This window comes from Sphingomonas sp. BL2 (assembly GCF_056680015.1).
On record NZ_CM155261.1, the window covers coordinates 139,877 to 166,827 of the forward strand.

Annotated in this window: 34 protein-coding genes and 1 tRNA gene; 15 read left to right on the forward strand and 20 right to left on the reverse strand. The window is 64.9% G+C overall.

Annotation, left to right across the window (positions count from 1 at the left end; genetic code table 11):
• Nucleotides 1-69: 69 nt before the first annotated feature.
• Entirely contained in the window at nucleotides 70-597 is a 528-nt protein-coding gene (locus AC1ME3_RS00665) for an ion channel (protein WP_480954418.1), read from the forward strand.
• A gap of 88 nt (nucleotides 598-685) precedes the next feature.
• Nucleotides 686-1,030 carry a hypothetical protein gene (locus AC1ME3_RS00670; protein ID WP_480954419.1) on the forward strand — a complete coding sequence of 115 codons (345 nt, stop codon included), beginning with the start codon at nucleotides 686-688 and terminating at the stop codon, nucleotides 1,028-1,030.
• A 21-nt stretch (nucleotides 1,031-1,051) separates the two neighbouring features.
• On the opposite strand, the gene AC1ME3_RS00675 is transcribed toward AC1ME3_RS00670, so the two are convergent.
• Complete coding sequence (locus AC1ME3_RS00675) at nucleotides 1,052-1,711, reverse strand: SOS response-associated peptidase (RefSeq protein WP_480954420.1); 660 nt, start codon at nucleotides 1,709-1,711, stop codon at nucleotides 1,052-1,054.
• A 218-nt stretch (nucleotides 1,712-1,929) separates the two neighbouring features.
• Between AC1ME3_RS00675 and AC1ME3_RS00680 the strand changes: the two genes are divergently transcribed.
• The gene (locus AC1ME3_RS00680; protein WP_480954421.1) at nucleotides 1,930-2,262 is read left to right on the forward strand and encodes a hypothetical protein; all 333 of its coding nucleotides are present in this window, start codon (nucleotides 1,930-1,932) and stop codon (nucleotides 2,260-2,262) included.
• A gap of 1,008 nt (nucleotides 2,263-3,270) precedes the next feature.
• Here AC1ME3_RS00680 and AC1ME3_RS00685 read toward each other — a convergent pair.
• Entirely contained in the window at nucleotides 3,271-3,468 is a 198-nt protein-coding gene (locus AC1ME3_RS00685; RefSeq protein ID WP_480954422.1) for a hypothetical protein, read from the reverse strand.
• Between the two features lie 218 nt (nucleotides 3,469-3,686).
• Between AC1ME3_RS00685 and AC1ME3_RS00690 the strand changes: the two genes are divergently transcribed.
• Nucleotides 3,687-3,947, forward strand: a complete 261-nt coding sequence (locus AC1ME3_RS00690) for a hypothetical protein (protein WP_480954423.1) — start codon at nucleotides 3,687-3,689, stop codon at nucleotides 3,945-3,947.
• A 57-nt stretch (nucleotides 3,948-4,004) separates the two neighbouring features.
• Nucleotides 4,005-4,274 carry a hypothetical protein gene (locus AC1ME3_RS00695; protein WP_480954424.1) on the forward strand — a complete coding sequence of 90 codons (270 nt, stop codon included), beginning with the start codon at nucleotides 4,005-4,007 and terminating at the stop codon, nucleotides 4,272-4,274.
• A gap of 831 nt (nucleotides 4,275-5,105) precedes the next feature.
• On the opposite strand, the gene AC1ME3_RS00700 is transcribed toward AC1ME3_RS00695, so the two are convergent.
• From AC1ME3_RS00700 to AC1ME3_RS00710, 3 genes are all read right to left on the reverse strand, one after another.
• Nucleotides 5,106-5,630, reverse strand: coding sequence for a hypothetical protein (locus tag AC1ME3_RS00700; protein WP_480954425.1), 525 nt, complete (start codon nucleotides 5,628-5,630; stop codon nucleotides 5,106-5,108).
• A 149-nt stretch (nucleotides 5,631-5,779) separates the two neighbouring features.
• Nucleotides 5,780-6,394, reverse strand: coding sequence for a hypothetical protein (locus tag AC1ME3_RS00705; RefSeq protein ID WP_480954426.1), 615 nt, complete (start codon nucleotides 6,392-6,394; stop codon nucleotides 5,780-5,782).
• A 412-nt stretch (nucleotides 6,395-6,806) separates the two neighbouring features.
• Entirely contained in the window at nucleotides 6,807-7,247 is a 441-nt protein-coding gene (locus AC1ME3_RS00710) for a (deoxy)nucleoside triphosphate pyrophosphohydrolase (RefSeq protein ID WP_480954427.1), read from the reverse strand.
• 31 nt (nucleotides 7,248-7,278) lie between these two features.
• Between AC1ME3_RS00710 and AC1ME3_RS00715 the strand changes: the two genes are divergently transcribed.
• Entirely contained in the window at nucleotides 7,279-7,482 is a 204-nt protein-coding gene (locus AC1ME3_RS00715; RefSeq protein WP_480954428.1) for a Flp family type IVb pilin, read from the forward strand.
• Nucleotides 7,483-7,608: 126 nt separating this feature from the next.
• Nucleotides 7,609-7,782 (forward strand): Flp family type IVb pilin, encoded by a 174-nt coding sequence (locus AC1ME3_RS00720; RefSeq protein ID WP_480954429.1) that lies wholly within the window; start codon nucleotides 7,609-7,611, stop codon nucleotides 7,780-7,782.
• 104 nt (nucleotides 7,783-7,886) lie between these two features.
• Here AC1ME3_RS00720 and AC1ME3_RS00725 read toward each other — a convergent pair whose 3' ends face one another.
• Genes AC1ME3_RS00725 through AC1ME3_RS00740 form a run of 4 tightly spaced genes read right to left on the reverse strand, consistent with a single transcriptional unit; the run spans nucleotide 7,887 to nucleotide 11,715 of the window.
• The gene (locus tag AC1ME3_RS00725; protein ID WP_480954430.1) at nucleotides 7,887-8,834 is read right to left on the reverse strand and encodes an acetyl-CoA carboxylase carboxyltransferase subunit alpha; all 948 of its coding nucleotides are present in this window, start codon (nucleotides 8,832-8,834) and stop codon (nucleotides 7,887-7,889) included.
• Between the two features lie 31 nt (nucleotides 8,835-8,865).
• Nucleotides 8,866-9,720, reverse strand: a complete 855-nt coding sequence (locus AC1ME3_RS00730) for a tyrosine-type recombinase/integrase (RefSeq protein ID WP_480955874.1) — start codon at nucleotides 9,718-9,720, stop codon at nucleotides 8,866-8,868.
• A 41-nt stretch (nucleotides 9,721-9,761) separates the two neighbouring features.
• Nucleotides 9,762-11,597 (reverse strand): hypothetical protein, encoded by a 1,836-nt coding sequence (locus AC1ME3_RS00735; protein WP_480954431.1) that lies wholly within the window; start codon nucleotides 11,595-11,597, stop codon nucleotides 9,762-9,764.
• The gene (locus AC1ME3_RS00740) at nucleotides 11,581-11,715 is read right to left on the reverse strand and encodes a hypothetical protein (protein WP_258191373.1); all 135 of its coding nucleotides are present in this window, start codon (nucleotides 11,713-11,715) and stop codon (nucleotides 11,581-11,583) included. Before AC1ME3_RS00740 ends, AC1ME3_RS00735 begins: the two co-directional genes overlap by 17 nt.
• 101 nt (nucleotides 11,716-11,816) lie before the next feature.
• Between AC1ME3_RS00740 and AC1ME3_RS00745 the strand changes: the two genes are divergently transcribed.
• From AC1ME3_RS00745 to AC1ME3_RS00755, 3 genes are read left to right on the forward strand one after another with little or no spacing between them, the layout of a single operon-like run.
• A complete protein-coding gene (locus AC1ME3_RS00745; RefSeq protein ID WP_056062416.1) occupies nucleotides 11,817-12,380 on the forward strand; it encodes a shikimate kinase in 564 nt (187 codons plus the stop codon).
• Complete coding sequence (aroB, locus tag AC1ME3_RS00750; protein ID WP_480954432.1) at nucleotides 12,377-13,477, forward strand: 3-dehydroquinate synthase; 1,101 nt, start codon at nucleotides 12,377-12,379, stop codon at nucleotides 13,475-13,477. Before AC1ME3_RS00745 ends, aroB begins: the two co-directional genes overlap by 4 nt.
• Entirely contained in the window at nucleotides 13,477-13,617 is a 141-nt protein-coding gene (locus tag AC1ME3_RS00755; protein ID WP_082444318.1) for a DUF2256 domain-containing protein, read from the forward strand. The genes aroB and AC1ME3_RS00755 overlap by 1 nt, the downstream gene beginning before the upstream one ends.
• A gap of 151 nt (nucleotides 13,618-13,768) precedes the next feature.
• On the opposite strand, the gene AC1ME3_RS00760 is transcribed toward AC1ME3_RS00755, so the two are convergent.
• From AC1ME3_RS00760 to radA, 7 genes are all read right to left on the reverse strand, one after another.
• Nucleotides 13,769-14,098 carry a DUF423 domain-containing protein gene (locus tag AC1ME3_RS00760; protein WP_480954433.1) on the reverse strand — a complete coding sequence of 110 codons (330 nt, stop codon included), beginning with the start codon at nucleotides 14,096-14,098 and terminating at the stop codon, nucleotides 13,769-13,771.
• On the reverse strand, nucleotides 14,095-15,858 hold the full coding sequence (locus AC1ME3_RS00765) for a cation:proton antiporter domain-containing protein (protein WP_480954434.1): 1,764 nt from the start codon (nucleotides 15,856-15,858) through the stop codon (nucleotides 14,095-14,097). The genes AC1ME3_RS00760 and AC1ME3_RS00765 overlap by 4 nt, the downstream gene beginning before the upstream one ends.
• Nucleotides 15,858-16,289 (reverse strand): iron-sulfur cluster assembly scaffold protein, encoded by a 432-nt coding sequence (locus AC1ME3_RS00770; RefSeq protein WP_480954435.1) that lies wholly within the window; start codon nucleotides 16,287-16,289, stop codon nucleotides 15,858-15,860. Before AC1ME3_RS00770 ends, AC1ME3_RS00765 begins: the two co-directional genes overlap by 1 nt.
• On the reverse strand, nucleotides 16,286-16,852 hold the full coding sequence (locus tag AC1ME3_RS00775; protein ID WP_480954436.1) for a CvpA family protein: 567 nt from the start codon (nucleotides 16,850-16,852) through the stop codon (nucleotides 16,286-16,288). The genes AC1ME3_RS00770 and AC1ME3_RS00775 overlap by 4 nt, the downstream gene beginning before the upstream one ends.
• 59 nt (nucleotides 16,853-16,911) lie before the next feature.
• Nucleotides 16,912-17,472, reverse strand: coding sequence for a YkgJ family cysteine cluster protein (locus AC1ME3_RS00780; protein WP_480955875.1), 561 nt, complete (start codon nucleotides 17,470-17,472; stop codon nucleotides 16,912-16,914).
• Between the two features lie 48 nt (nucleotides 17,473-17,520).
• On the reverse strand, nucleotides 17,521-17,853 hold the full coding sequence (locus tag AC1ME3_RS00785) for a hypothetical protein (protein WP_480955876.1): 333 nt from the start codon (nucleotides 17,851-17,853) through the stop codon (nucleotides 17,521-17,523).
• Between the two features lie 394 nt (nucleotides 17,854-18,247).
• Nucleotides 18,248-19,618: a DNA repair protein RadA gene (radA, locus tag AC1ME3_RS00790; protein WP_480954437.1), complete on the reverse strand. Its 1,371-nt coding sequence runs from the start codon at nucleotides 19,616-19,618 to the stop codon at nucleotides 18,248-18,250.
• A 103-nt stretch (nucleotides 19,619-19,721) separates the two neighbouring features.
• Here radA and AC1ME3_RS00795 point away from each other — a divergent pair, with 103 nt between their 5' ends.
• Complete coding sequence (locus AC1ME3_RS00795) at nucleotides 19,722-20,873, forward strand: glycosyltransferase family 4 protein (protein ID WP_480955877.1); 1,152 nt, start codon at nucleotides 19,722-19,724, stop codon at nucleotides 20,871-20,873.
• 155 nt (nucleotides 20,874-21,028) lie between these two features.
• Here the strand turns inward: AC1ME3_RS00795 and AC1ME3_RS00800 are convergent, their stop codons facing one another.
• Both AC1ME3_RS00800 and AC1ME3_RS00805 read right to left on the reverse strand, forming a co-directional pair.
• On the reverse strand, nucleotides 21,029-21,322 hold the full coding sequence (locus AC1ME3_RS00800) for a DUF2218 domain-containing protein (RefSeq protein WP_480954438.1): 294 nt from the start codon (nucleotides 21,320-21,322) through the stop codon (nucleotides 21,029-21,031).
• The gene (locus tag AC1ME3_RS00805) at nucleotides 21,319-21,906 is read right to left on the reverse strand and encodes a PadR family transcriptional regulator (protein WP_480954439.1); all 588 of its coding nucleotides are present in this window, start codon (nucleotides 21,904-21,906) and stop codon (nucleotides 21,319-21,321) included. The genes AC1ME3_RS00800 and AC1ME3_RS00805 overlap by 4 nt, the downstream gene beginning before the upstream one ends.
• Nucleotides 21,907-22,209: 303 nt before the next feature.
• Between AC1ME3_RS00805 and AC1ME3_RS00810 the strand changes: the two genes are divergently transcribed.
• The 3 genes from AC1ME3_RS00810 to AC1ME3_RS00820 all read left to right on the forward strand — a co-directional run bounded on the left by AC1ME3_RS00810 (nucleotide 22,210) and on the right by AC1ME3_RS00820 (nucleotide 24,501).
• On the forward strand, nucleotides 22,210-23,529 hold the full coding sequence (locus AC1ME3_RS00810) for a replication-associated recombination protein A (RefSeq protein ID WP_480954440.1): 1,320 nt from the start codon (nucleotides 22,210-22,212) through the stop codon (nucleotides 23,527-23,529).
• Nucleotides 23,522-24,394: a hypothetical protein gene (locus tag AC1ME3_RS00815; protein WP_480954441.1), complete on the forward strand. Its 873-nt coding sequence runs from the start codon at nucleotides 23,522-23,524 to the stop codon at nucleotides 24,392-24,394. The genes AC1ME3_RS00810 and AC1ME3_RS00815 overlap by 8 nt, the downstream gene beginning before the upstream one ends.
• A gap of 31 nt (nucleotides 24,395-24,425) precedes the next feature.
• Nucleotides 24,426-24,501: transfer RNA gene (locus AC1ME3_RS00820), tRNA-Thr, on the forward strand.
• Nucleotides 24,502-24,541: 40 nt separating this feature from the next.
• Here AC1ME3_RS00820 and AC1ME3_RS00825 read toward each other — a convergent pair.
• Complete coding sequence (locus AC1ME3_RS00825) at nucleotides 24,542-25,078, reverse strand: GDSL-type esterase/lipase family protein (protein ID WP_480954442.1); 537 nt, start codon at nucleotides 25,076-25,078, stop codon at nucleotides 24,542-24,544.
• A 145-nt stretch (nucleotides 25,079-25,223) separates the two neighbouring features.
• Between AC1ME3_RS00825 and AC1ME3_RS00830 the strand changes: the two genes are divergently transcribed.
• Nucleotides 25,224-25,712, forward strand: coding sequence for a metallophosphoesterase family protein (locus tag AC1ME3_RS00830; protein ID WP_480954443.1), 489 nt, complete (start codon nucleotides 25,224-25,226; stop codon nucleotides 25,710-25,712).
• A gap of 188 nt (nucleotides 25,713-25,900) precedes the next feature.
• Here the strand turns inward: AC1ME3_RS00830 and AC1ME3_RS00835 are convergent, their stop codons facing one another.
• A complete protein-coding gene (locus AC1ME3_RS00835) occupies nucleotides 25,901-26,950 on the reverse strand; it encodes an alpha/beta fold hydrolase (RefSeq protein WP_480954444.1) in 1,050 nt (349 codons plus the stop codon).
• Nucleotide 26,951: the final 1 nt, after the last annotated feature.

A 26,951-nucleotide genomic window follows, 5' to 3' on the forward strand; every position in this document is an offset into this window, starting at 1 on the left:
GATCAATGACGCGAACAGCGATACGCTTCATCGCAGTTGTCCGGGGGCGGGCGCCAACGAGGGTGGGCTATGAAGAAACTCGCATCGCTAATGGGCCGATCGTTTCTCCTCGTCGCGGTAATCTACTTCGTCACCGTCACTACATCAGCGATCATTTTCGAGATTGCCGAGGGTAAATATGACGCGGTCGACTCATTCTGGTGGGCATTCACCACAGCGACAACCACGGGCTACGGCGACATCTACCCCGTGACGAAGACCGGTAGGGCGGTAGCGCTCTTCCTCATGCACTTCGGTCCAGGTTTCGCCTTCCCCATGATGACGGCGATCATGTCGGCCAAGCTGATCGTGGACAGCGATGCATTCACCCACGGTGAGCAGGAGCAGTTGAAGGAAGACATCGCGGCGATTCGGGGAATGATGACGCCGACCAAAGACGGGAGCTTTGCCGCTGCAGCCCGACTTGAGGCCGACATGCGGCGCTACCTGCACGATGAGGAGCCGACGCGTCGCGCCCAATGCCTTGATGAGTTTCGGCAGCGGCTGGCGCTGACACCCTGGGCGGAAGGTGAACAACATTCAGACAGCGGTAGATGAGACGAATTTTCCGGAGGGAGATGACAGCGTAACGGGATCTGCACGACGAAACCCGGCGTTAGAGTACGAAACTTAAAATTGAGATCGTATGCCCCACGCCAGCAATATCGTTCACTGCGACGGACCAAACAGCCCCCACGCGTTCGACGTCGTGCCCCTTCAACCGCGTAATGGCAGCCTGGATGCCATGTGCCCGGTCTGCAAGGGCCGCGGGCAGTGGAATACTGAGATCGATCTCGTCAGTTTCCGGTGCAGGCGAATGGCATGCGACCGGTGCCACGGCGCTGGCTGGGTCGAAACAGGTACCGATCCGATCGGCCTGCCTGACATTGAAGTTTCGCCGGAAGGGTATCCCCGTTGGACGATCCGCTTCGAACCCAGCGACACGAAGGTGGAGGTCGATCCGGCCCAACCTGGTCTGGCCAAAACCTGAGCGGGACCAAGGGGACCGTGCTTAGATCAGCCGAGGCGTCACCGTGCGCGTCGGGAATACCGGCCCCCGCACCGTCATTAGATCCGCCGGGTAAGGTCGCTGCAACGCCAGCACGTCGTCATAACTACCGTTCAACCACCGATCGTGATCGTCCGGCCGCAGGATTGTGATCATCGCCTTGGGGTGGATCGGTGCCACCAGTTCGTTCGCATCGCACGTGACCATCGCGAAGTAGCGCCGGTCACCGACCTGTCGCCAGAAGCCGGCGATCGTGAACACGGGCTGGTCGGTCACACCGAACCACATCTCCCCCTTGATCGGCTTCTTGCCGTCGCCAAGGTCGGTGGGCTCGCGCGCCCACTCGCAAAATTCCGTAAGCGGGATGAGGCAGCGGTTCGCTGGCTCGGTGACGAGCGAGCGCCATTGTGGGAGATGAAGTGTCCGGACGTTGGTCTGTGCAACTTTGCGACCAGCCTGCTTGGCCTGCCCCGCCAAGACGTCCCACTCCATCACGTCGAGCCCGCGGCGCTCACCTTCGTTCCGCACGACGTACGCCCGACCGAACGGGCGCAATTCCTTCGGGTCGAACCGGTTGTCCATGGGCTTATCGGCAAGCCAGTCTGCACCGAAGCGTTCGGTGATGGTCTCCGGCTCGCCGGCGAACCTTGCTCGATTACACATTAGAAGTTCACTCGACCGACAAGCGCGCCGATCGCGATCACGGCGCCAAGGATCGCCCAGCCCTCCCAGGTTCGCGGTGTCCATCCAATGCCTATGATCTTGGGCTGAAACCATTCTCGAGGGGGGTTCATGACGACTCCGATACTGGCGAGACCAATCGGACACGCCTTTCGCTGCCCGGCCCCGCGCAATACATGTCACAAACGGAGGACGCCAGCATGCCCGCGGACATCATGAAGGTAGATGACCAGGCCAAGATCGACCTGTTCCAGGAGATGATGCCCATCGTCATGCAGTACCTGGCGGCAAACTCGGCCGACCAAGAGCTGGTCGCCGACGACATCATCGACTTCTTCGCGCTTTCGATCGCGTCGGTCATCCAAAACGATACGAACCTGACGACGCCGCAGCTCCAGCGCAAAGGCATCGAGGCGGCCGGGAAGCACATAGCGCACTGGGTCCGGCTGCTAAAACTCGATCACGAACAACGGGGGGCATCGCTGCTGGCAATGACGATGGGTGCAGTCGCGACGGATGAAACGAAGCAGTAACGCTGCTGTGGAACGTAAGACAGCAGGTTCTAACATTAGGTGATGCCGACGACCTGACCTATGATCGTAAGATGAAACCCAGCAGGTTCATCTCGCATTACGAACGGCAGCTTGGGCGTCCGCTGACGGTAGGGGAGTTGGGCAGGGTCAACGAGGCTCGATCTACCAGCGCGGGCAAACGGGACGCCGTGAAAGCCATGCGGCAAGCCCTCCTGTCCCTGACACCGCAAGCCCGACCCGGGTACCGTGAAGTCGGTCCAGTATAACTGCACAATATTATACCTGTCGTGGTTTGCTCGACGCTCTACCGCGAGCTACCGGCACAGTATCATCGTGCGGCAGATCAACACGAATTAAAACCATACCGGCCCCGTTTCGATTACGCTTCGAGCAAGTTAGAGAATCAGGGCGGGGAAAGCTAACGTATGCCACTGTGGAACGAGAACGCGGTCGCCGTCGAACGTCGTGGCGACGAGTCTGTCATAATCGGTGAAGGCACGCTGGCGGCGCTGGTAGCTGGTCTACAGACGCTTCGGGCCGGCGCGTTGAATGGGGTGCGGGTATCTATGCCGGATCGGCGCGTTCCGCCATTTACCTTTGAAGGCCAAGGGCTCGTTGAGTTGCTGAAAGACGCCCGGCGCCCCGACGCGCGTCCTACGAAACTTCTTGCGCCTGTCGTGACATAGCGGCCGGCACCGCGGCACTCAGCGTGGGGAGATATGCGCCAATAACATTGCGGCTGGCCGACTGTTGAACCCTTTCATCGTCACAACTCCCGGCGATGTCACTTCCGCCCTGTGCCCGAAGGAGACGCGTCCTTACGGTTGGGCGAAGCGTCGCCGGGCCGAAACGCACGCCATTTACTAGTTCGGTGATCCCGTATCATCGGGATCCCACATCTGGCGCATTCGGATCGCCAATCTGATGTATCGTGCCAGACCTTCCCCTTCATTCGACGGTGGCAAATAAGCGAACAGAGTATCTTCATTGCGTTGGGCACGTAGGTCTTCAGTCCTGTCGGTAGGTTAGTTTTTTCTGACGCTTGTCCTTCGACAGCCACATCGTTGCCCACCAAAGCCCAGCTTCTCGCTTATGACGCTGCTGGCGGCGTTCTGACCTTTGTCGACGTGAACGAGATTTAAGCACTGAGCGCGTGCCGATCGACATCGCTGCCACTGCGGGAACGATCGCCAGGAACTCAAGCATGTAACGCTCCTAACCAGCAGATGCTCACCGCCTATAGTCCCGCACGCTGTAGGGCGAGGATTGCTTCCTCGCACCTGTCCCAAAAGAGGATGGACGCGTGTTCAAGAGTGCGGCCACATCCGAACAGACGCGACAATAGCGGAGAACGTCAGCCGTCATGACGTACTTGCGTACAAAGATTAATCGTATAGTTTTTAGCAAGAGGCAGGAGTCGAAGAATGAAATTTCTAGCAGCAGTTGCGCTGATCCTCGCGCCCACTGGGGTAAACGCCCAAACTTCGCAAGGCCCGGCCAAGGCGACCGACACGCCAGCCAAAGATAAGAAGATATGCCGGTCGTTGACGCCGACGGGCTCCTTTATGGCGACGCGCGTATGCAACACCGCCGCAGCCTGGCGCAAATTCGATGGCATTACTGCCGACGGCGCGCAACAGACCCGAGACGTGTATCGAATGACGACGACAGGCGTGCCACACTAAATCCATCCGGACGAGCAATCGCCCCTAGTGGGCCTGGTACAGGCATGGAGACCCACGATGAAAATCTTGATCGCAGTTGCATTGGTTATCAGCCCAGTCGCCGTGGGCGCTCAAAACTCGGATCAACCCGCCAAAAGCGTTGCAAAGCCGGAGAAGGAGAAGAAGATTTGCCGGTCGATGAACGCAACAGGCTCCTTCATGGCCACGCGGGTATGCAACACTGCTGCTGCTTGGCGCCAGTACGACGGGATCACGGCAGACGGTGCTCAACAGACCCGCGATACGTATCGGATGACTAGCGCTGGCACGCTGAACACCAAGCGGTAAGCCCCCGATCGGCGAGTGCCGCGTTCAGCTCGGCTATACCAGTGTCGAGCGCACACCTCTGAACCGCAATCGGATGAATCGTTGCCCGAATCCCTGCCGGTACCGACGTGTCCGTATAGCGGCGCCGGGACCATTGGTCGCTGATCCGCCATACGCCACGAAGCTGCTGGGTAGCCTCGCGTTATGTCAGCGAGCAAAGCACCGCGGACGCCAACCGCTCCAAGCTTGCGACAGACCCGTGCTGTGAACCGTAGCGTCCATACGAACGGGGAGCGCATTAGCCGGCCTAGTCGCCGATCTTCGTTCTGGTCCAGTTCGCCGCATCGTTCGACACGGCGAAAGGGCCGAGCTCGAAGTGCGCCCCGTTACAACTATGGCGGCGGATCCTGCCCATGCTCTGGCCGCAACATCTGCGTCGGACCGCGTGGTGGACGGTATTGCATCACTAGCGGCGGCAACAAGCGGTACGGGGTTTAGACCAGTCGGTTGGGCTAGTGCACGCGCCCGCAGCTTGGCGTAATTCCTGTGTAATCGTGCCCGGAATTACACGGGGGTTCAGGGAATGTCCCAAGCTAAGACAAGCCATGAAAAGCACGTCTGTCAAATGGCTTGGGAACCCCTCGGAATGTATGGGAACGCTAAGTACCAAGACTGCAAATCCTCGCACCCGGGTTCGATTCCCGGTCGGGCCTCCAGTGAATGCGCCGTCATCCGGCTCGGTTCGCGGAAATCAGATACAAATACCGGCTTGCTGCGATGGGAGCAGGACCAAAACGATGAGCGCTCTACAGACAGAGCGCCCACCTTTCATCATCTCGGAAGTTCCGACGGTTACGCCACCGCGACCTTGGTGCGCGTCGAACTATGGCCGCCCGCGCGGTAGAGTATGTCTGCCGCGTCTTCCGCGGTGATACCCGCCGCATTGGTATCGACCGAGAGGAAGACGCCGCCTTCGTTGATCCGCCCTTCGTAATAGCTCGCGTCGACCCGGCTTACGCCGTGATCGGTCATGACCTTTTCCAGGCCCCCCACCGCGCCACCAAGCGCGGCGCCGGTGATCGCGGCCCCGGGGATCGCGGCGGACGCGATCGCTCCGGCTGCGACGAGGGGGCCGACACCAGGGATCGCAAGCGCTGCGATGCCGAGCAGCGTGCCGATACCCGCGCCCGCGGCGACCTTGCCGACGAATTCCTGCGTATCGTTGCCAGTGCCATCGGTCGTCATGGTCTTGCCCTCGTGCTGCGCGACGATCGAAATCGCGGCGTCGTTCACGCCTGCGCTACGAAGGTCGGAGACGGCGCGCTCCGCGTCGGCGTGCGTGTCGAAAACCGCGGATACCAGGTTCGTGCTCATCATCGATCCAGTCGGAATAGAGGTGCAGATGGCCCTAAAAGCCATGCCACGGGCCGATCGTTCCCCAAAATGAGGGTTAGCGGCGCGGTAACCTAGAACCATGCGAGGCATTGTCCGTCCGCGAAGGCTGGCGTCGACACGACGAGGGCACGCTAACTGCTGCCTTTGGACTTTCGCCATTGGCGCATGGCATCGTCATACGTCCTGCGCTCGTTCTCGACGGTGGCTTCCACCGCACCGATGTCGTCGCGCTGTTGCTGTTCGAGGTGACGGCGTTCTCGTGCCAGCACGGCTTCCCGATCGACCAACGCCTTCATCTTGCGGTCGTACTCGGACTTCACCGCCGCCAGGGCGTCCTCGGCCGCTTCGAGTTCGGCGCTGCCCGGTTTCGGTTTCGGTTTCGGTTTCGGCGCAGGCTTCGGTTTGGACGCAGGCCGTGCCGGTGTCTCCGTCTTGGTTTTTCGAGAGCGTGTCGAGGCGGTTGCGTGATCCGTCCCCTCGTCCTCCTCCGACCGCGGCGCAGGGTCCGGCATCGACCGGATCTGTTCCGCCGTGGTCCCGCGGGAATGTTTGATGACGACGCCCGGTGACGCCAGCGGCTCGGCGGTCAAGGCCGGGTCCGTTACGCGCTCGGCGATACCGCGAGCGAACAGGTCCCGGTCGCTGCCCCAGGCCTCCAGGGCAGCTTTCTGGCTCGGCGCCGCCACATACGCGTCGTTGAACCCCGCGGGTGTCCGATAGACTTTCAATTTTTGCGCACGGGCCATGACGTCAGCTACCCCGAAGCGGAGGACTCAGGAAGACGTTCGGCAGCCTACCCGCTTCGAGTTGCACAATGGTCGAACGATACACGCTGTCGGCACACATCGGACCGCGTCGCTAACCGATGGGTTTGACGGAAACGGCTCGCTCGAGAAAAGGGAATAACGCGCGCGAGCCGCAGTCCGGATGGCCGGATACGGTCTTGGGACGTAGCCAGCGAAGAATTCATGCGCCTGCAAGCGTCCGGGATCAAGCGCTTTTTTGAACACGGAGTATGCCGACCCGCCTTGGTGACGAGCCAAAGATGGACGACGAGCCGACATACCCGCGCGTCAACCAACGGACGGGCGTGTCGGGTGCATAATCGCGACGTCTGGATGCCTTACGACGGACCTGACCACCAACGATGCACAACGATCAGATCAAAGCGTCGAGCAGGCCGATCAGCGGGCGATCGGCGGGCGGCATTGGCAGCGCGTGCATCTCGTTTGGCTTTACCCAGCGCAACGCGGTCGCTTCGAGCGCGCGCGGCACGCCGGTCCATTTCCGCGTGATGTAGAGCAACAACAGCAAATGGCGATCGCCGAGCGACGCGCTGGCGAACGTAGCGGGTGCGAGGCAGGCATGCGGCACGACGATCGCCAACTCCTCCTCCAGTTCGCGGATCAGGGCCGCCTCGGGAGTCTCGCCAGGCTCGACCTTCCCGCCGGGGAACTCCCAGAGACCCGCGAGCGATTTGCCCTCCGGACGTTGTTGCAGAAGCACGCGGCCTTCGAGGTCGACGAGCGCGGCCGCTACGACGGGCAGCAGCAACGGCGCCGCAAGCATCGGTCCCGATGCGGACGGATCGTTGGTCATTCCTTAATTTCCCCGCGGTTAGACCGGATCCATGAGCTCTATATCCGTCGCGACGCTTGCCGTCATCCGAACGATTCCGCGCGTGATGCGCGAAAGACGGGGGGCGACCGCAATCGAATATGGACTGATCGCTGCGCTGGTCGTGATCGCGCTGATCGCCAGTGCCACCGCACTCGGCACCTCGACGACCAGCCTGTGGAGCAACGTCAATACGAAGGTCGCCAACGCGCGCTAAGCCGCAAAAGAAACGACAGTCGCTTTAAACCTTTCTCAACCAACCACTTGTATCCCTTAACTCGCTGATCCGGTCCGTCCGGTGCAGCCGGGTGACACAGACGCAATCGAAACGATGGAGACCGGAATGAAGATGATCCGCAAGTTTTTTAAGGACAACAAGGGCGCGACCGCCATTGAATACGGCTTGATCGCCGCGCTGATCGCCGTTGCTGCCATCGCAGCGATGACGAACCTCGGCACGAGCGTGAGCGGCACGTTCAACCGGATCAGCGGCAAGCTGAACTCGACCGCTGGATAAGAGCAGCGCAATCTGATTACGTAGCTACGGCGGCAAAACCTGGTTTTGCCGCCGTAGTTTTTAACACCGCCTTAGACCTTGGCCGATCTCGGGTTTGACAGCTTTCAGAGACGCCCCATCTTCAAAAACTTGGCCTGACGCTCTCGGCGCAAGTCGGCGGGGGCAAGCGCTGCAAGTTCACCCAGCGCGGACGACAACGCGCCGCCGAGTGATTCGATCGCCGCGGTACGATCACGATGCGCGCCACCGAGCGGCTCAGTGACGATCCCGTCGATGACGCCGAACGCCAGCAGGTCCTGCGCGGTGATCCGCATCGCCTCAGCCGCTTCCGGCGCCTTGTCGGCGGTGCGCCACAGGATCGACGCGCAGCCTTCGGGGCTGATCACCGAATAGATCGCGTGTTCGAACATCAGTACGCGGTTGCCTGCGGCCAGCGCGACCGCGCCGCCCGAGCCGCCTTCGCCGACGATCGCCGAGACGATTGGGACACCGGCGTTGAGGCACGCTTCGGTCGAACGCGCGATCGCCTCCGCCTGGCCACGCTCTTCGGCCTGGATACCGGGGAACGCGCCGGAAGTGTCGACCAGAGTCACGATCGGCAGGCCGAATCGGTTGGCGAGTTCGACCAGGCGGATCGCTTTCCGGTATCCCTCGGGCTTGCCCATGCCGAAATTGTGGCGGAGGCGGCTCGCGGTGTCGTCGCCCTTTTCATGGCCGAGCACCATGATTTTCCGCCCACGGAACGTCGCGAAGCCGCCAATGATCGCCTGGTCGTCGCCGAAGGCGCGATCGCCGGCGAGCGGCACGAACTCGTCGAACAGCGCGGCGACGTAATCCTTGAAGTGCGGACGCTCGGGATGGCGGGCGACTTGCGTTTTCTGCCACGGCGTCAGGCGCGCGAACGTGTCCTTCAGCAGCTTGTCGGACTTCGCCTGCAAGCGGGCGATGTCGGCGGCAAGGTCGACGCTGCCTTCGGCGGCGGTGTCGCGGAGTTCGTCGATCCGGCCCTGAAGTTCGGCGATCGGTTTCTCGAAGTCGAGGAAGCTTGGCATCAGCGGCGGTTACGGCGCGAGATCGCTCGCGTCAACGCGGCGGCATATCCGCCAGAGGGTGACGCGTGTTGACGAGCTCCACGAGGCGGCTCGAATCGACGTGCGTGTAGATCTCGGTGGTGGCGATATCGGCGTGGCCGAGCATCGATTGCAGCGCGCGCAGATCCGCACCGCCGGCGAGCAGATGCGTGGCGAAGGCGTGACGCAGCACGTGCGGACTGACACGGTCGGGGGGGATGTCTGCCTCGGCGGCTATCGCCTTCACGAGTTGATACAGGCGGATACGCGAGAGATGGCCCTTGCCCGAGGGGAACAGCCAGAGTCGGTCGGTCGCGACATGGGTGCGCCAGACCGCGACGGCGGCGCGCGCTCGGTCGGAGATGGGGACGAGCCGCTCGCGCCCGCCCTTGCCGCGCAGGATCAGGAATGGGCGGTCGGGATGGACGGCGTTGCGCGGCAGGCTGACGAGTTCGGTCGCGCGCAAGCCGGATCCGTAAAGAAGTTCGAACAACGCGGATAACCGCAAATCGTTGGGGTCGAGCGGATCGCGGGCGGCGCGCTCGGCGATCGCGGCGAAAAGGCGGTCGACATCGGCGTGGCTGAGGATTTTCGGCAAGGTGCGTGCCGTGCCCGGCCGCGGGAGCGCCTTGCCGGGATCGTCCGCGCGGTGGCCTTCATCGGCGAGGAACGCGAAGAAGCGGCGGAGCGAGGCGGACTTTCGGCCCACGGTCGAGCGCGACAAGGCCGACCACCCGCTCGCAAGCTTGGCCAGCGCGTCGGCATCCGCGTCGGCCAATCCGCCTTCCAGCGCCTGCGAGGCAAGCGTCAGGTCGCTGCGATAAGCCGCCACCGTGTTCGCCGCGGCCCCGACCTCCGCAGTCATCATTTCCAAGAACCGATCGATCAGCGCGCGATCGCTGGCGTGGCTCACGCGCGCGCGATCGCCTCGGCCGCGATCATCCGCGCCTCGCCGTCGAGACCGACCCCGCGCAACGCGCCGACGATGCGGTACAGCGCTTCCGGGGGGATGTCCTTCCAGCTTGCCGCCTGCATGCCGACCGCCGCGAGCAGGACGACGGTCCCGGCCTGGCCGTCCCGCGCCGCGCGATCGAGCGCGCGGGTCCAGGCGTTGTCCGTACCGATGCGAACGCCAAGCGACTGTGCCGCACGCTCGATATCGCCCTGGTTGAGGCGACCAAGGCCTGCCAACCCTGCGAACAGCATGCGCTGCTTTAACGCCGAATCGCCTTCGCCACCGGTGTAGGAGGCAAGGTCGGAATAGCTGAGGCGGCGATACGCGTCGGGATCGCTAAGCATTATCATCGCCCAGGCGTCGCTGCCGGAGGGTACCGAGCCCAGCCAGCGCGCCGCGGTGCGATCGAGCCCCGCGGACAGCATCGAAGCGACCAGCAGATCGGCGTCGGCCTTGGCGAGATTGGGGTTCAACCGGGACGCCGCACGCGCCGTCAGCACCAGCCGCGCATAGTTCGGACGCGCGGTCGCGCCGCCCCACAACTGACGCAGCGCGGTGAGTCGCGAATCCGGATTGCGATCGGCATAGGCCGTCTGGAGATCGTTGGCGGTCGCGGTCGCGCCACTCTGCGTATCGTCGTCGGTCGCAGCCGCAGCGTAGAGATCGACGAGCGCGGCACTGGACAGCACCCCCTGCCCTGCCGCAGCCTCGGCCGGGGCCAGCCGATCGCCGAGCGCGACGGAAGGCGACAACGCCTGCCAGTATTTCACCTGTGGACCCGCGGTGCCGTACAGGTCGTCCGGCACGGTGACGCCGGTCGCCATCGCGAGCCCGAACCGCCACGCGGTCAGCCGATCGACGCCGTCCCATTCGATCGTCACGGCCTGACGCCCCTGCGCGCCGGCGCCGACGACTTTCTGCGCGAGCAGCAGGTCGACCCCGCTGGCGACATTGCGGCGCTTGGCGGTCGCGATCAGCGGGCTTGCCTGCGCGGGATTGCCCGACAGCCCGGCACACATCGCTTGCGCCATCGTCCAGCCGCGCGACGGGGCATAGCGCATCGCCCCCGTCACCAGCGGACACAGGCCCGCCGGATCGCCCGTCGCCAGCGCGGTGTTCATCGCGATCTGATAGAGTTTCGGCGTGTAATTGTCGGTGTCGACGTTCTGCGCGACCGCGCGCGCCGCGACCGATTCGCCCATCCGCAGCAACAGCCACGCGCGCTCGGCAGCGAAGTCCGCGCCGTTCGTGCGGCTGGGCGTGTCGACATGCGACACAAGCGCGCGCCGCAACAGGATCGACATCCAGCGCGACGGGAGCGGTGCACTCAGGCGGCGCATCAGCGTCTCGACATATTGGCCGTCCGCTTCACCGAACGCATCGGTATCGAGACCGCCTTCGCTCGCCGTGACCGGGCCGACCGTCGCGAGCGACCGACGCGCGGACGCCGGCATCTCGTACTGCGCGAGCACGGCCGGATCGACCGGCGCAGGCGTCGCGACGGGTGGCACCAGCGGCGCGTCGCCCGGCGTCGTCGGCGGCAGAGGCTGGATCATCGCGCCCGGTTGCGCGGGTGCCGGAGCCGGAGCAGTCGGTTGCGCGGGATCGGTTGGACGTGCCGCCTGCGTACCGGCAGGCGGCGTCGGTCGCGGTGCGGGCGCAGGCGTCGGTTCGCCGAACCCCGGCGGCAGGATCGATTCGGGCCGATCCTGCCCGATCGCCGGTGCCAGCGCGACCAAGGCTCCGACGGCAACCGCCGCCGCTAAGGATGCCTTAAGAGAGGTTCGCAAGCGTCACGGCCTTTTCGACGTGGCTCTGCGGACGCTCGGTCGCGCGGCCTGCCAACAGGAACAGGCCGCCGACCACGACCACAAGAACGACGACGACCGAGACGATGAAACGGGACATACGACGTAACCTTGTAGTGGACAGGGGTAGTGAACGGGGCAGAAAATCGCGCGCCAAGAGCTTTTGCCCTCGCGCGGAGCCGCTGTATAGCGCGGGCTACGATGTTGCAAAGCCACAACCCTTCCGGCGGACCTTCGGGCGGTCGCCGCCCTGCCCCGATCGATCGCCCGATCGTCCTCGTCGGGCTGATGGGCGTCGGCAAGACCACCGTCGGCCGCCGTCTCGCGCTGCGCATGAACCTGCCGTTCGTCGATGCCGACCACGAGATCGAGGCTGCGTCGGGGATGACCGTCGCGGAGATCTTCGCCAAATACGGCGAAGAGTATTTCCGCGATGGCGAGCGTCGCGTGATCGCGCGGCTGATCGACGGCACGCCCAAGATCATCGCGACCGGCGGCGGCGCGTTCATCAACGACGACACGCGGGCGCTGATTCTGCGCGATGCGGTGTCGGTGTGGCTCAGCGCGCATCCCGACATCCTGGTCGAGCGCGTGGGCCGGCGCGACACCCGCCCGCTGCTCCGGAACCGCGACGCGGGGAAAGTGCTTGCCGAACTGGCGCGCGTTCGCAACCCGATCTACGCGCAGGCGCACATTCACATTGTCAGCAACAAGACGCCGCACGAAGCGACCGTCGCCGCTATCCTGAGGGCGCTTGGCCGATGAAGACCGTTACCGTCGAACTGGGTGCGCGGACCTACCCGATCCATATCGAAGTGGAGATTCTGGCGCGGGCGGGTGAGTTCCTTACGCCGCTTGCAAAGGGCCGGCGGGTGGCGATCGTCACCGACGAAAATTTGTCGGTCCACCTCGCGACGTTGCAGGCTTCGCTGACCGCTGCGGGGATCGCATCGGAGGCGATTGTCCTCGCGCCGGGCGAGGGCAGCAAGAGCTGGGCGACGCTTGAATTTCTCTGCGACCGCCTGCTCGAACTCGGCGTCGAGCGCGGCGATCACGTCGTCGCGCTGGGTGGCGGCGTGATGGGGGACCTGGTCGGGTTCGCCTGCTCGATCCTCAAGCGCGGGTGCAACTTCGTCCAGATCCCGACGAGCCTGCTCGCGCAGGTCGACAGCTCGGTCGGCGGCAAGACCGCGATCAACACGAAGGCCGGGAAGAATTTGATCGGCGCGTTTCACCAGCCGGTGATGGTGCTGATCGATCCGCAGGTGCTCGACACGCTGCCGATCCGCGAGTTGCGAGCGGGCTATGCCGAGGTCGTGAAATACGGGCTGATCGACGACTTCGCGTTCTTCGAATGGTGCGAGGCGAATGGCGCCGCGTTGCTGAGCGGCGACATCGGCCTGCGCGAGTACGCGATCGCGCACAGCGTTTCGGCGAAGGCGCGGATCGTCGCGGCGGACGAGAATGAGACGAACGGGACACGCGCTCTGCTCAATCTCGGACATACGTTCGGCCATGCGCTGGAGGCGGAGACCGGGTTCTCGCAAGCGCTGATCCACGGCGAGGGTGTCGCGGCGGGTTGTTCGCTGGCGTTCGGGTTCTCGGCGTCGCAGGGGATTTGCTCGCGTCAGGACTCGGAGCGCGTCGCAGCGCACTGGCGGGACGTCGGGCTTCCCGACGGTCTGGCGGCTGCGAAAATCGGCGCGAGCGGCGCGCGGCTGGTCGATCACATGCGCCACGACAAGAAGATGGCGGCGGGCACCCTCCCCTTCCTGCTCGCGCGCGGGATCGGCCAGACGTATCTCGACAAGACGGTCGACCTCGCCGACGTCGAAACCTTCCTCGACGCGCAGCCCCGCTGATGCCCAACGGTGTCGCCAAGCAGAACCTGCCGACCAAGGTGTGCCCGGCGTGCGAACGCCCGTTCACGTGGCGCAAGAAATGGGCGCGGGACTGGGACAGCGTGATCTACTGCTCGGACGCGTGCCGGAAGAAGCGGTGATTGTGCGATCCTCCCCCGCCAGGGGGAGGTAGCTGGCACTTGCCAGACGGAGGGGGAGGAAAGCGATAACCGGTGATGCGCGTTCCTCCCCCTCCGTCACCTGCGGTGACACCTCCCCCTGGCGGGGGAGGATTTCTAAAACGGCTACGGGTCAGGGTCGGGCCGCACTCCACGCCAGCCACAGCCAGCCACCGATCAACAACGCCCCACCGATCGGCGTGATCGCGCCAAACCAGCGGGGCGCACCTAAGGCCATAGCGTACAACGTCAGCGCGAAGATCGCCGCACCGATCACGAACAGCCAAGCTGGCCCCCGCGCCTCCATTCGAATCGCGACCAGCGCCGCGACGACGTGGACGAGCTGATACTGCGCACCGGTCCTCAGCCACTCCGCCGCCGACCCACTCGCGCCATGCGCGCCAAACGCCCCCGCCGCGACCGCGATCGCGCCCGACAAGGCCGCAAGAATGGCAATGATCATTGCGTATCATTCCCCCAGGGAAAGCGTTTGGCGGTCTCGGCACGCGCCGCGCGCATGTCGCCGGAATCGATCTGCAACTGCAACCGCTCCTTGTCCCGCGCCCTGTATTGCTCCTCCGCGCGATCGATATCGGCCGGCGCAATCTCAAGCCCGCGCATGACCAGGCGCGCCATCTTCACCGCGGACTCCATCACTTCGCGCACAACCGCGGTCGCCGACGTGTTCTTCAACTTGACCAGCGCGCGGCGATCGAACGCGCGGACATAGATGGCAGCATCCGGGAAGGCCTCGTGCACGCCCTCGATCGTGTCGGGATCGAGTTGGTCGCCGTCCATGCAGAAGCAGATGATCTCCGCCTCCGACGCGCCCGCCTGCCGCAGCAGGTCGAGCCGCGTGCCGTCGCCGTAATAGACCTTGGCGCCGAACTCGCCGGCGATATCGATCATCTCGATATCGGTGTCGATCAGCGTCACCGGGATATCCTGCGCGAGCAGCATCTGGCCGACCGTCTGGCCGAACCGCCCATAGCCGACGATGATCGCGTTCGCGCCGTCGACCTTGGGGCCGTCGCGCTCCTGCCCCTCGGCGATCGGCTCGGTCCGGAAGCGCCGCGTGATGCCCATCAGGAACGGCGTCGTCGCCATCGACAGCGTGATGATCGCGCCGAACAGGCTGGCGGCCTGCGGCTCGATCAGCAGCCCCGCCTGCGCCTGCGCGAACAGCACGAAGCCGAACTCGCCGCCCTGGCTGAGCAGTAGCCCTAGCGCGAATGCCTGCCGCCACGTCATCTTGAACGCCATGCCGATCAGCATGATGACGCTGGTCTTGGTCGCGATCAGCGCGGCGGCCATCGCCATCACGAAGAACGGGCGTTCGGCGATCGCGTTGAGATCGAGCACCATGCCGACCGCGAGAAAAAACAGGCCGAGCAGTATCGAGCGGAACGGCTCGACATCGGCCTCGAGTTCATGCCGATACGGGCTGTCCGCGAGCATTACGCCAGCGATGAACGCGCCGAGCGCAGTCGACAGCCCGAGCCATTCCATGATCGCGGCGCTGGCGATGACCGTGAACAGGCCGGCGAACACGAACATCTCGCGCTCGCCGAGATTGCCGATCAGCCGGAAGAACGGACGCAACAGGAAGCGCCCTGCGACGACCAATCCGACGACCGCCAACACAGTATAGATCGCCAGCAGCCAGCCCGGAGGCGCGTTAGCGTCCGCAGGGTTGCGGCTCATCGCTGCGACGATCGTGATCAGCGGGACGATCGAGAGGTCCTGGAACAGTAGGATCGAGAACGCGCGTTCGCCGAACGGGGTGCGCATCCGCCCCGACGAGCGCAGCATCGGCAGCACCTGCGCGGTCGACGACAGCGCGAGCGGCAGGCCGAGCGCGAGCGCAGCGGGGAGCGAGAACTTCGCGCCGACCCAGACGATCGCGGTGATCGCGAGGCCACAGATCGCGACCTGGAGAAGGCCGAGACCGAAGATCTCCTCCTTCATCTTCCACAGCCGCGACGGGTTCAGTTCGAGCCCGACGATGAACAGCAGCAACGTGATGCCGAGTTCGGCGAACCCGAGCTTAGATTCCGCATCGCCGACTAGGCCGAGCACATGCGGCCCGACGACCGCGCCCGCGACCAGATACCCCAGCGTCGCACCGAGCCCGAGCCGGCGGAACAGCAGCACGAACATCAGCCCGAACCCGAGCAGTACGACGCCGTCGCGGAGCAGCGACGGCGACGTGCCCTCCGCCATCAGACTTTGGCCTTTGCAGCGGTATCGGCAGCTTCGGCAGCCGCTTCGAACGCGAGCCGGATCGAGGGGTGGCGCGCGGTGTAGTCGAGCGCGGGGGTGAAGATATCCATCCCCGGCCAATCCGGTGCATCGCCCTCACGCGCAAGCCACGCCGTCAGCGCGTCGCGCGCTGCGGCGAGTTCGGCGGGGGTGCGGCCGAGGATGTTCGACGCGAGAAGAGACGACGATGCCTGGCCTAGCGCGCAGGCGCGGACCAGCAGGCCGACCTCGCTGACCTTGCCCTCGTCGTCGACCGCGACGTCGATCGTCACACGGCTGCCGCAGATCGGCGAGCGTCGCTCTGCGGTCGCCATCGGCTCAAGCAGGCGTTCGTGATGCGGGATCGTCGCGGCAAGGCGCAAGATCTCGGCATTGTAAAGGGGCGCGCTCATGGCTTCGGCTCGCTTGCGTTATCGGATCGGGAAGGCGGCGTGGTTGCGCCGAAAACGGGTTTGCCGCGGCGGCGGCGGTCGACGAAATCGGCAATCCCCGCGCTCGTCGCGTTGAGCAGCGGGTAGGTCCGCGATGTCGTCATCCAGCCGGGCCGCCGCGACGGGCCGCCGCTCATCGTGTCCATGACGAGCGTCGCGAGCAGGAAGACGAGGCTGGCGAGGATTAGCCCCTTCAGCGCGCCGAACCCGAAGCCCAGCGCACGGTCGACCGGCCCAAGGATCGACGTCCGGGTCCGCGCACCGATCGCGTTGGCGACCAGCCGCCCGCCGATATACGTCACGCCGGTGATGATCGCGAACGCGAGCACCGCCGCGCCGCCGACCGTCCCGACCATCGGCGACAGCGCGGCGGCGAGCGGGATGTGGAACAGCTTCAACATCGCCACCATCGCCACCCAGGCGAACATCGACAGCACTTCGGTGACGAACCCGCGCACGAGCCCCAGCACCGCGGACCCTGCGACGGCGATCAGGACGACGATGTCTAGGGCGGTGAGGTTCATGGTCTCTGGAATAGGGACGCGCGGCGCGAACCGCTAGTGCGCGCGGCGACCGACGCGCTCTAGTGGTTCGAACCGAACACACCGTAGCGCTCGCACCACGCGGCGACTTCGTCCTGCAGATGCGCGGGCGCCGCCTCGCCCGAGAGGACGAAGCGGGCGACGTCGGTGTCGGGATGCATCAGCATCTTCTTCGACCCGTCGCTGAACCACACCGGGACAAGCTGGTTGCAGACGCTGTCGAGCACGGTGGCAGCCATGCCGTTCGCGATCGCGTTGCTGCCGGCGAGGACGCGGACGTTGATCGAGACGCCTTCGAGGCAGTTCTGCGGTTCCTTGACGAAATTGAGCGAGACGACAAGCCCGGACCGGTCGGGCCGCGCCTCGTCGGGCAGACCCGCGACCCGTCGCCAGGCGCAGAACCAGGTCCGGCAGATGCGCGGGCGAACCGCATGAATGCCGCACCCCTTATTGGAGAGGTGGATGCACGGCGTGCCCGCGGGTTTGCCGAACTCGGGGGTGTCCACGGTCAGTTCGGTGCAGCACGCGGTGCAATCGCCGCACGCTCGATCGGGCAGGATCGGCCCGAGCAGCGCGGTCTCCACGTCGGTATGGGGTTGCATCCGCGTGCGCGCGTCCATCGGGGTCGGGGTTTCACGCCGATCCACGGTTCAATTCCCTTCGGAATCCACCGTGAAGACCATCGGCTTGCCCCGCGACATCGGCTCCCATCCCGCGGCCAACGCCGCCCGCACGCCGCGAGAGATCGTCGCGTCGTCGATCTGGAGCCGCCCGCGCGGCAACCCCTTCAACAGGCGTTTCGGCGCGGGAAACTCGAGCAGGGCTTCGCGCTTGGCATCGTCCTGCAACAACGAGATCGTCATGCCCTTCCAGCCTTCGGCATCCGTGTGTTGCGGTTCGCGCTGGAGGTGCCAGTCGTATCGGGTGCCGTCGACCTCGACGGTACCGGTATTGCTTTTCGTGTTCGCCATGCCGGCGGCCATAGCATGGCTGTCGCGAGAGGCCATGCGTTCGGGGGTGGTGGATTGGCGGGACGCGGTGCCGTTGCGTGCGGTTTGATTAACCGGTGATCGAAAACACCCCACCGTCCCACCCCGGCGGAGGCCGGGGCCAAGTTGGAGAGGTCGCAGTAATTAAGCGTAGCGGTCGCCATCCGCGTCTCCCAACTGGGCCCCGGCCTCCGCCGGGGTGGGGCTCTTCTTGGGTCAAATCAGGCCCAACAATAAAAGGATGACAAGGCAAGCGACTTTAGAGCGCGAGTTAAGCGAGCGGATATCAACGGGCCGCCCACCCTGTCACGACGCTGCCTTGTTCTCCCGCGAAGGCGGGAGTCCAGTCTGGGTCCCCGCCTTCGCGGGGAAACAAGGTTTCGGGTGCCTAACCACGCCCCATCATGTGGTCGACGAACGACGCCAGCGTCTTGAACCCCGACAGTTTCATCCCGCTCTTCTCCCCCGTCATCGACGCCGGCACCAATGCGCGTTCGAAGCCGAGCTTGCTCGCTTCCTTCAACCGCAACGGACCATGCGCGACCGGGCGGATCTCGCCCGACAGCGCGACTTCGCCGAACGCCACCGCGTCGACTGGCACGGGCCGCTCCGACATCGCAGAGATCAACGCCGCCGCAACCGCCAGATCCGCCGCAGGGTCCTGCACCCGGTAACCGCCGGCGATGTTGAGATAGACTTCGGCATTGGAGAAACTCAGTCCGCACCGCGCCTCCAGTACTGCCAAGATCATCGCGAGCCGCCCCGAATCCCAGCCGACGACCGCACGCCTCGGTGTCGCACCCGACGCCAAGCGTACCGTCAACGCCTGGATCTCGACCAGCACCGGCCTTGTCCCCTCCAGCGCCGGAAACACCGTCGCCCCCGTCATCGCATCGTCGCGGTGCGTCAGGAACAGCGACGACGGATTGCCGACCTCCGCCAGCCCCTCGGTCTGCATCGAGAATACGCCGATCTCGTCGGTCCCGCCGAAGCGGTTCTTGATCGCGCGGAGGATGCGGTACTGGTGGCTACGCTCGCCCTCGAACGACAGCACCGTGTCGACCATATGCTCCAGCACGCGAGGGCCCGCGATGGAGCCGTCCTTCGTCACGTGCCCGACCAGCACCACCGCCGTCCCGCGCTCCTTGGCGAAGCGGATCAGCTCCTGCGCCGATGCACGGACCTGGCTGACGGTGCCGGGTGCGCCTTCGATCAGGTCAGAGTGCATCGTCTGGATCGAATCGATCACCAGCATCGCCGGCGGCTTGGTCTGCAACGTCGTCAGGATGTCGCGCGTCGAAGTCGCCGCCGCGAGCTGCACCGGTGCGTTGCCTAGCCCGAGCCGCCGCGCCCGCAACCTGACCTGGTCCGCCGCTTCCTCGCCCGAAACATATGCGACCGACTGGCCGGCGAGCGCCATCTTCGCCGCTGCCTGTAACAGCAGCGTCGACTTGCCAATGCCGGGGTCACCGCCGATCAGCGTCGCCGAACCCTCGACGAACCCACCGCCCAGCGCCCGATCGAGTTCGGCGATACCCGTCGCCATCCGGTCGGGCAGCTTGATCTCGGCATCGAGCCCGACGAGCTGGATCGCGCGGCCACCAGTCTGGAGATTGTGCTTCGAATGGAACGGCGTGGCGGCGGTGTTCGCCTCCTCGACCAGCGTGTTCCACTCGCTGCAGTCGCTGCATTGCCCAGCCCAGCGGGGCGATACCGATCCGCAGGCCTGACACACATAACGCTTCTGGGGTTTCGCCATACCGCCGATGTACGAGAACGATACGGGAACATCAATGGCTGGCGGCCAGTCTATGTTGCGGATTTAGTGGCGCTTGACGGCACACGGCGTTATCCGCGCGACGATGAATGCCACCGACCTGCGCGTTGCCCTGTTCAGCGGCAACTATAACTACGTTCGCGACGGCGCGAACCAGACGCTGAACTTGCTTGTCGGCCATCTGCTATCGAAGGGCGTGACGGTCCGCGTCTATTCGCCAACCAATTCAAATCCTGCATTTCCGCCTGTCGGCGACCTGGTTTCGGTTCCATCGCTACCGTTGCCTGCAGGCCGCGGCGAGTACAAGATGGCACGCGGGCTGCCGGCCGCGATCCGGCACGACTTGGACGCGTTCGCGCCGAACATCATCCACGTGTCGGCGCCCGATTTCCTGGGTCACCGCGCGGTCAGCTATGGCCGTCGCCGTGGTCTCGCGACGGTGGCGTCGTTCCATACGCGGTTCGAAACGTATTTTCGCTATTACAAGATGGCGTTCTTCGAGCCTGTGATGGTGAAGATCCTCAAGCGCTTCTACAACCGGGTCGACGAAGTGCTGGTGCCGGGGCGCGGCATGGCGGAGATCGTCCGCGACTGGGGCGTGACGACGCCGACCGCGATCTGGTCGCGCGGGGTGAACCACGATCGCTTCACGCCAACACGTCGCGATCTCGAATGGCGACGTGCGCACGGGATAGCGGACGGCGAGGTTGCGGTCGGGTTTCTTGGGCGACTGGTGAAGGAAAAGGGGCTCGACGTCTTCGCCGACGTGATCCGCGAGCTGGAGCAGCGCGGCGTGCCGCACAAGGTACTGGTAATCGGCAAGGGGCCGGCGCGCGAATGGTTTGCGAGCCGGGTGCCGGGCGCGGTGTTCGCGGGGTTCCAGTCGGGCGACGATCTCGGCCGCGCGGTCGCGTCGATGGACGTGTTCTTCAATCCGAGCGTGACCGAGACGTTCGGCAACGTGACGCTGGAGGCTATGGCGGCGGGAGTGCCGGTGGTTGCCGCGCGGGCGTCGGGCGCGGTGGGGCTGGTGGATGATGGCGTGACGGGATTTCTCGTGCCGCCGACCGATATCGCCGGGTATGCGGATGCTATCGGGCGGATCGTTTCGGAGCCGGGCCTGCGCGAAACGATGGGCTGGGCCGGGCACGACAAGGCCGCCGGGTATCTTTGGGATACGATCAACCAGACGGTGCTGGACACGTATCTCGAGGTAATGGCGCGGCGGGGTACCTAGGCCGAAATTTCTCAGTGCCGCCCGCGCGATCTTCCCCCGCCAGGGGGAGGTGGCGCCGTAGGTGACGGAGGGGGAGGACACGGAACAGCGGTTTCCCTTGCCTCCCCCTCCGTCTGGCAAGGGCCAGCCACCTCCCCCTTGCGGGGAGGATTTAGTCAGGGTGCCGTAGCCCAGTCGAACGTCAGTGGCGCTTCGCGGAAGGCGAAGCGGTCGAGGTGGCTCGATACCACCTCGCGCATCCGATCGACGTCCTCACCCTCCGGCACCGTCAGCGCGACGTCGAGCGTTTCGCTGTCCGCGCGCATCTCCAGCACGGCACCGTTCGGGAAGGCGATGCGGCCCTCCTCTTCCGAAAATGTGACCTCCATCTTGTGACTCCAGTGCTTGGCGAGCTGCTGGAGATACTTGCTCGCCGAATGCGTCGGCACGCGTGCGACCGAGACGCTCACTTCAAGCGCTCGATCTTCTGGGCCGCCTCGTCGAGCAACGCCGCAACTTCATGCAGCGTATCCTCGTTGACGTCCTCGCGCATCAGCCGGTGCTGGAGCACCTGCCGCAGATTGCCCATCGCCCGCCGGATCGGCGCACCATCGGTCCGCTCGGACTCCGCCCCGACCGCCGCCAGCCGCGCGAACAGGCCGTCCACCACGGTCGCATTCTCGGCCAGATGCGCGCGGCCCTCGTCGCTTGCCGCAAAGCGCTTCTTCGCGCCTTCGGACTGTTGCTCCTCGATCAGCCCCATCTCGTCGAGCATGCTGAGCGTCGGATAGACGACGCCCGGGCTCGGCGCATAGCCACCCCCGGTCAGCCCCTCGATCTCGCGGATCAGGTCGTAGCCGTGGCGCGGCGCGTCCGCGATCAGCTTCAGCATCACGAGCTTCAGCTCACCGCCATCGAACAGCCGCCGCCGACCACCAGGGCCGCCGCGTCCATGCCCATGTCGACCGTGGCCGTCGTGACCCGGCCGACCCCGTCCTTCGCCATCAGCCCGCGGGCCACCGGTCCAGGCTCCATATCCCATACCAAAACGCATTTGAGTGTTCTCCGATATATCTTCAATCATGAGTTGCGATATATCGCAGACTGTTTCTGGTTCAAGAGGTACGCGGCAATTTTTATGTCGTCTTCCCCTGTCATCCCCGCGGAGGCGGGGACCCAGACCCTCGAACCGAGCGAGCATGCATGCCGTCAGCCAGTATGGATCCCCGCCTTCGCGAGGATGACGACGCTTGTGACGATGACGATCCTTGGGAGGAAGACGGTACGTCTCGGGATGACGAGCGCGCTTGGATGGCCACGGATGGGCAAACCGGTCGCCCGCCCCTATCTTCCCCCCATGGCCGATCTCTTCGCGGGCTTCGAACCCGCCGCCCCCACCGAAACGCACCCCGAAAACGCGCCGCTCGCCGACCGCCTGCGCCCGCGGACGCTAAGCGAGGTGGTCGGGCAGGATCACATCACCGGCCCCGAAGGCGCGATCGGGCGGATGGTGTCGGCCGGCCGCCTGTCCTCGATCATCTTGTGGGGCCCGCCCGGCACCGGCAAGACCACCATCGCGCGGTTGCTCGCCGATGCGGTCGACCTGCGGTTCGTCGCGATCTCGGCGGTGTTCTCCGGCGTCGCGGACCTCAAGAAGTCGTTCGCCGAAGCACGCGAGCACGCCAAGATCGGCAAGCGCACCTTATTGTTCGTGGACGAGATCCACCGCTTCAACCGCGCGCAACAGGACGGTTTCCTGCCCTATGTCGAGGACGGCACGGTGACGCTGGTCGGCGCGACCACCGAGAACCCCTCGTTCGAACTCAACGCCGCCTTGCTCAGCCGCGCGCAGGTGCTGATCCTCGAACGCCTCGGTCGTGGCGCACTCGAACTGCTGCTTGACCGCGCCGAGACGGAGATGGAGCGCCCCCTGCCCCTCACCCCGCCCGCCAGGGACGCGCTGATCGCCAGCGCCGATGGCGACGGTCGCTTCCTGCTCAACCAGGCAGAGACGTTGTTCTCGGTGAACCTGCCCGAGCCGCTCGATCCCGCCGGGCTGTCGAACTTCCTGCAACGCCGCGTCGCGGTGTACGACAAGGATCGCGAGGGGCATTACAACCTCATTTCCGCGCTTCACAAATCGATCCGCGGCTCGGACCCGCAGGCCGCGCTCTATTATCTCGCGCGGATGCTGACTGCGGGCGAGGAACCGCTGTTCCTGCTCCGCCGGCTGACCCGCGCCGCGGTCGAGGATATCGGCCTCGCCGATCCGCAGGCGCTGGTCCAGTGCATCGCCGCCAAGGACACGTACGACTTTCTCGGCAGCCCCGAAGGCGAACTCGCGATCGCGCAGGCCTGCGTCTATCTCGCGACCGCACCCAAATCGAACGCGGTCTACAAGGCGCAGAAGGCGGCGTGGAAATCGGCGCGCGAGACAGGCTCGCTGATGCCCCCCGCGTCGATCCGCAACGCGCCGACCAAACTCATGCGCGATATCGGCTACGGCAAGGGCTATGCGTACGATCACGATGCGGAGGATGCGTTTTCAGGCTCGGATTACTGGCCCGACGAGATGAGCGCGCAGACCTTCTATACGCCCACCGAACGCGGGTTCGAGAAGCGCCTGTCGGAACGGCTTGCCTATTGGGACGGCCTGCGCGCCGAGAAGAATGGCTGAACCCCGCTTTACGCGGTTTGCGGCGATCGACTGGTCCGGCGCGCAAGGGCATCGGCACAAGGGTATTGCGGTCGCGGTCTGCGAGACAGGCGATGCGGCGCCGACCTTGCTCGCCCCGCCAGGTGCCAGCGCATGGTCTCGCGACGATGTCCTCGACTGGTTGCTCGACCAGGACATGCCGATGCTGATCGGGCTCGACCTCTCCCCCGCCTTCCCGTTCGTGGACAAAGGCGGATACTTTCCCGGCGCGCCCGACAGTCCGCCCGACGCCCGCGCCCTATGGAAGATGGTCGACGATGCCTCCGCAGCCGACCCGCATCTCGCGGTCTCCAGCCTGCTCACCGACCCGGAAATCCGCCGCCACTTCCGCCAACATCGCGATTGCGGCGACCTGTTCCCCGGTGGCGCCGGCCGGATGCGCGTCTGCGAGCACGGACAGCGCGCAATGGGCCTATCCCCGACGAGCTGTTTCAACCTCGTCGGCGCGGCGCAGGTCGGCAAGTCGAGCCTCACCGGGATGCGTGTGCTGCATAGGCTGGCCGGCCGCGTACCGGTCTGGCCGTTCGATCCGGTGCCGTCGCAAGGTCCGCTGATCGTCGAGATCTACACCACGATCGCCGCGCGCGCCGCCGGTATCCGCAAGGGGCTCAGCAAGATGCGCGACGGCAACTCGCTCGACACGGCACTCGCCAATCTCGGCAGCCAGCCGCACCAGCCGCTCCCTCGCTACGACGACCACGCCACCGACGCGATCCTCACCGCCGCGTGGCTCCGCGCCAACGCCGATCGCCCCGAACTCTGGCACCCGGCGGCGATGACATCGCATATCGCGCAAACCGAGGGCTGGACCTTCGGCGTATCTTGAAGCATTGGGCGATTACGCCTGACGCGAACGGGCCGGTTTAGCTCAGTTGGTAGAGCGCCAGTTTTGTAAACTGGATGTCGCGGGTTCGATTCCTGCAACCGGCACCATTTCGGACTGACCAGCGCGTGATGCACTTGGGGTTCAGCGTTACAGCATCCGCTCGACAGTAGGCAGCATTGCCGCGACCACGGCTGCAATCGCCTTCGCGTTCGGATGTACGCGATCCACCAGTACCATGTTCGCGTGACCCAACACGTCGGGTGGAAAGAAGGGCCAGACGGTCGCACCGTGTTCAGCAGCCAGCTTCGCGTGGATACCCAGATACGCCGCAGCCCTGTCGCGGATGAACGCCGGGGGATCGACGGTCGTCAGCAATACGGGAATGTCACAGCTGCTCAAGCTGAGCAGGATCTGCTCGAGCTGCGCCCTGGTACGCGCCGCAGGAACCTGTTGCAAAACATCGTTCGGCCCCACTTGAACGATGGCGAGTACCGGTCGCTGGTCTAGCCCGGACAACAGGCGGGGCAAGCGCCTCAGGACGTCAGCCGTGGTATCACCCGATACCCCGGCATTCACGACGCGCGCTGCGGGGATCGTCTTGCGGAGAGACGCCTGCAGTTGTGCCGGAAAACTATCGGCAGCCACCAGGCCGTAACCGGCGACTAGACTGTCGCCTATCGCCAAGATCAAGGGTCGTTCGGATGTCATGCGCTGCCGCGAGATAGGTCGTGTTCTACTCAATGTAAGGCGTTGCCTCACGACTGGGCCGAACCTTTGAGGTCGGCGCTCGTTGCTCAACGATGACACGCAGACGGACGTTGCAGCGCGCATGAGCGTATTCTTTACAGCCGACACGCATTTTGGCGATCATCGCACCATCAACATCTCACGACGACCGTTCGCCAACACGGCCGAGATGGACGGGGCGCTGGTCGAGCGCTGGAACGCCGTTGTCAGCCCGGACGACGTTGTGTGGCACCTGGGAGACATGGCACGTCGCCCGACGGATGTAGCCGAACTGCTGTCCCGACTGAACGGCATCAAGCACTTGCTGCGCGGCAACAACGATCCGGATGCCACCCTCGCCGCGGACGGCTGGGCAAGCGTGGGTGACTATGCCGAAATCGAGCTGCGCGGCCGCAAACTCGTCTTGTGCCATTATCCGTTTCGGAGCTGGAATGGGCAGCATCGCGGCGCGCTGAACCTTCACGGACACAGTCACGGAAGGTTGAAACCGGTGCCACGCCAGTTCGACGTTGGCGTCGACGGTCACGATTTTACGCCGGTCTCGCTCGACAGCCTGATCGGGCCGCCTTGATCGACGCTGGGCAAGCGACCGCGAGACAAGCCTGCGGTCGGTTTTACGGCCTGCCTTCTGCTGGAGAAGAAATAGGCCTCACCGAAACCATCATGACTGCGTCAGCGCTTGCCCGAAAGGGGGCCCGTACAGGACACGCTGACTGGCATATCCACCGTATTCGCAAACGCCGGCAGGGCCAAACTCGCCTAGCCCGACGAATGCGCCAGTCCGCATTCTTTCTTCATCAAAGCGTCGTCAAGCCAATCTTCGATCGCACCGGTGACCGCGTCCGGGTTCTCCAACATCAGCATGTGGCCGGCCTCCACGACGATCTCCGTCAGCGCCGTACAGTCCTCCCGCATCGGTTCGGCCAGGTCGCTATGGACCGTGTCGCACACCGTGTCCCAGGCGGCGTGGACGAAGAGCGCCGGCAGGTCGATCCGGCCGAACCCTGGTGCCTCGCGTGCGAAGGCCGCGTTGTCGGCATCGTTGAGGTACCAGGCATTCGCGCCATGGAAGCCCGATCGTTCGAAGGCGACGACGAACGCCTCGAACATCGCGTCGCTCATCATCGTTTCGTCCCGTGCCACCAACGGTGCGCGTCGCCCCGGGCCGAAGAAGCCACCCCGTGAGCGCAGGTCGGAGAACTTCGACGGCTGGCCGACGACCTCCGGCGACGTGCGCCGGAATGAGGCTGCGATCGTCGCGCGCACGTCGGCTTCCAGGGCATCGGCAGCGGGACCGGCATGCTCTCGATGATACAGCCAATAGTCGAACTGCCCTGCCGGATAGCGGTCGATCGGATAAAGCCGACGGTCGACGGTCGCGATCATGGTCTCGGCCGTGTTGCCACGCGCGAAGTACGGCACGCAGAGGGCCACTACCCCGCGGCACCGCTCGGGATGGTGGGCGGCGATCGACCATATGGGCGCGCAACCCCAATCATGCCCCACCCATATCGCGGGAGCCCCACCAAGCGCGTCGTGCAGTTCGACCAAGTCGCGCGTGATTTCCCGCACGGCATAGTCGCAGGTTCGCGTCGGCACCGACGCGCCACCATAACCACGCATGTCGGGAGCGACGCAACGCCAGCCCATCGCGGCGAAATGCTTGAGTTGGTGTTCCCAGATGATCCCGAGTTCGGGCCAGCCATGCGCAAAGATCATGAGCGGTCCATCAACCGGTCCGGCTTCGAGGAAGGCAGTCCGGTGCCGCGACGTCTGCACGATGCCGGAACGCGATGGATTGAAGGTCACG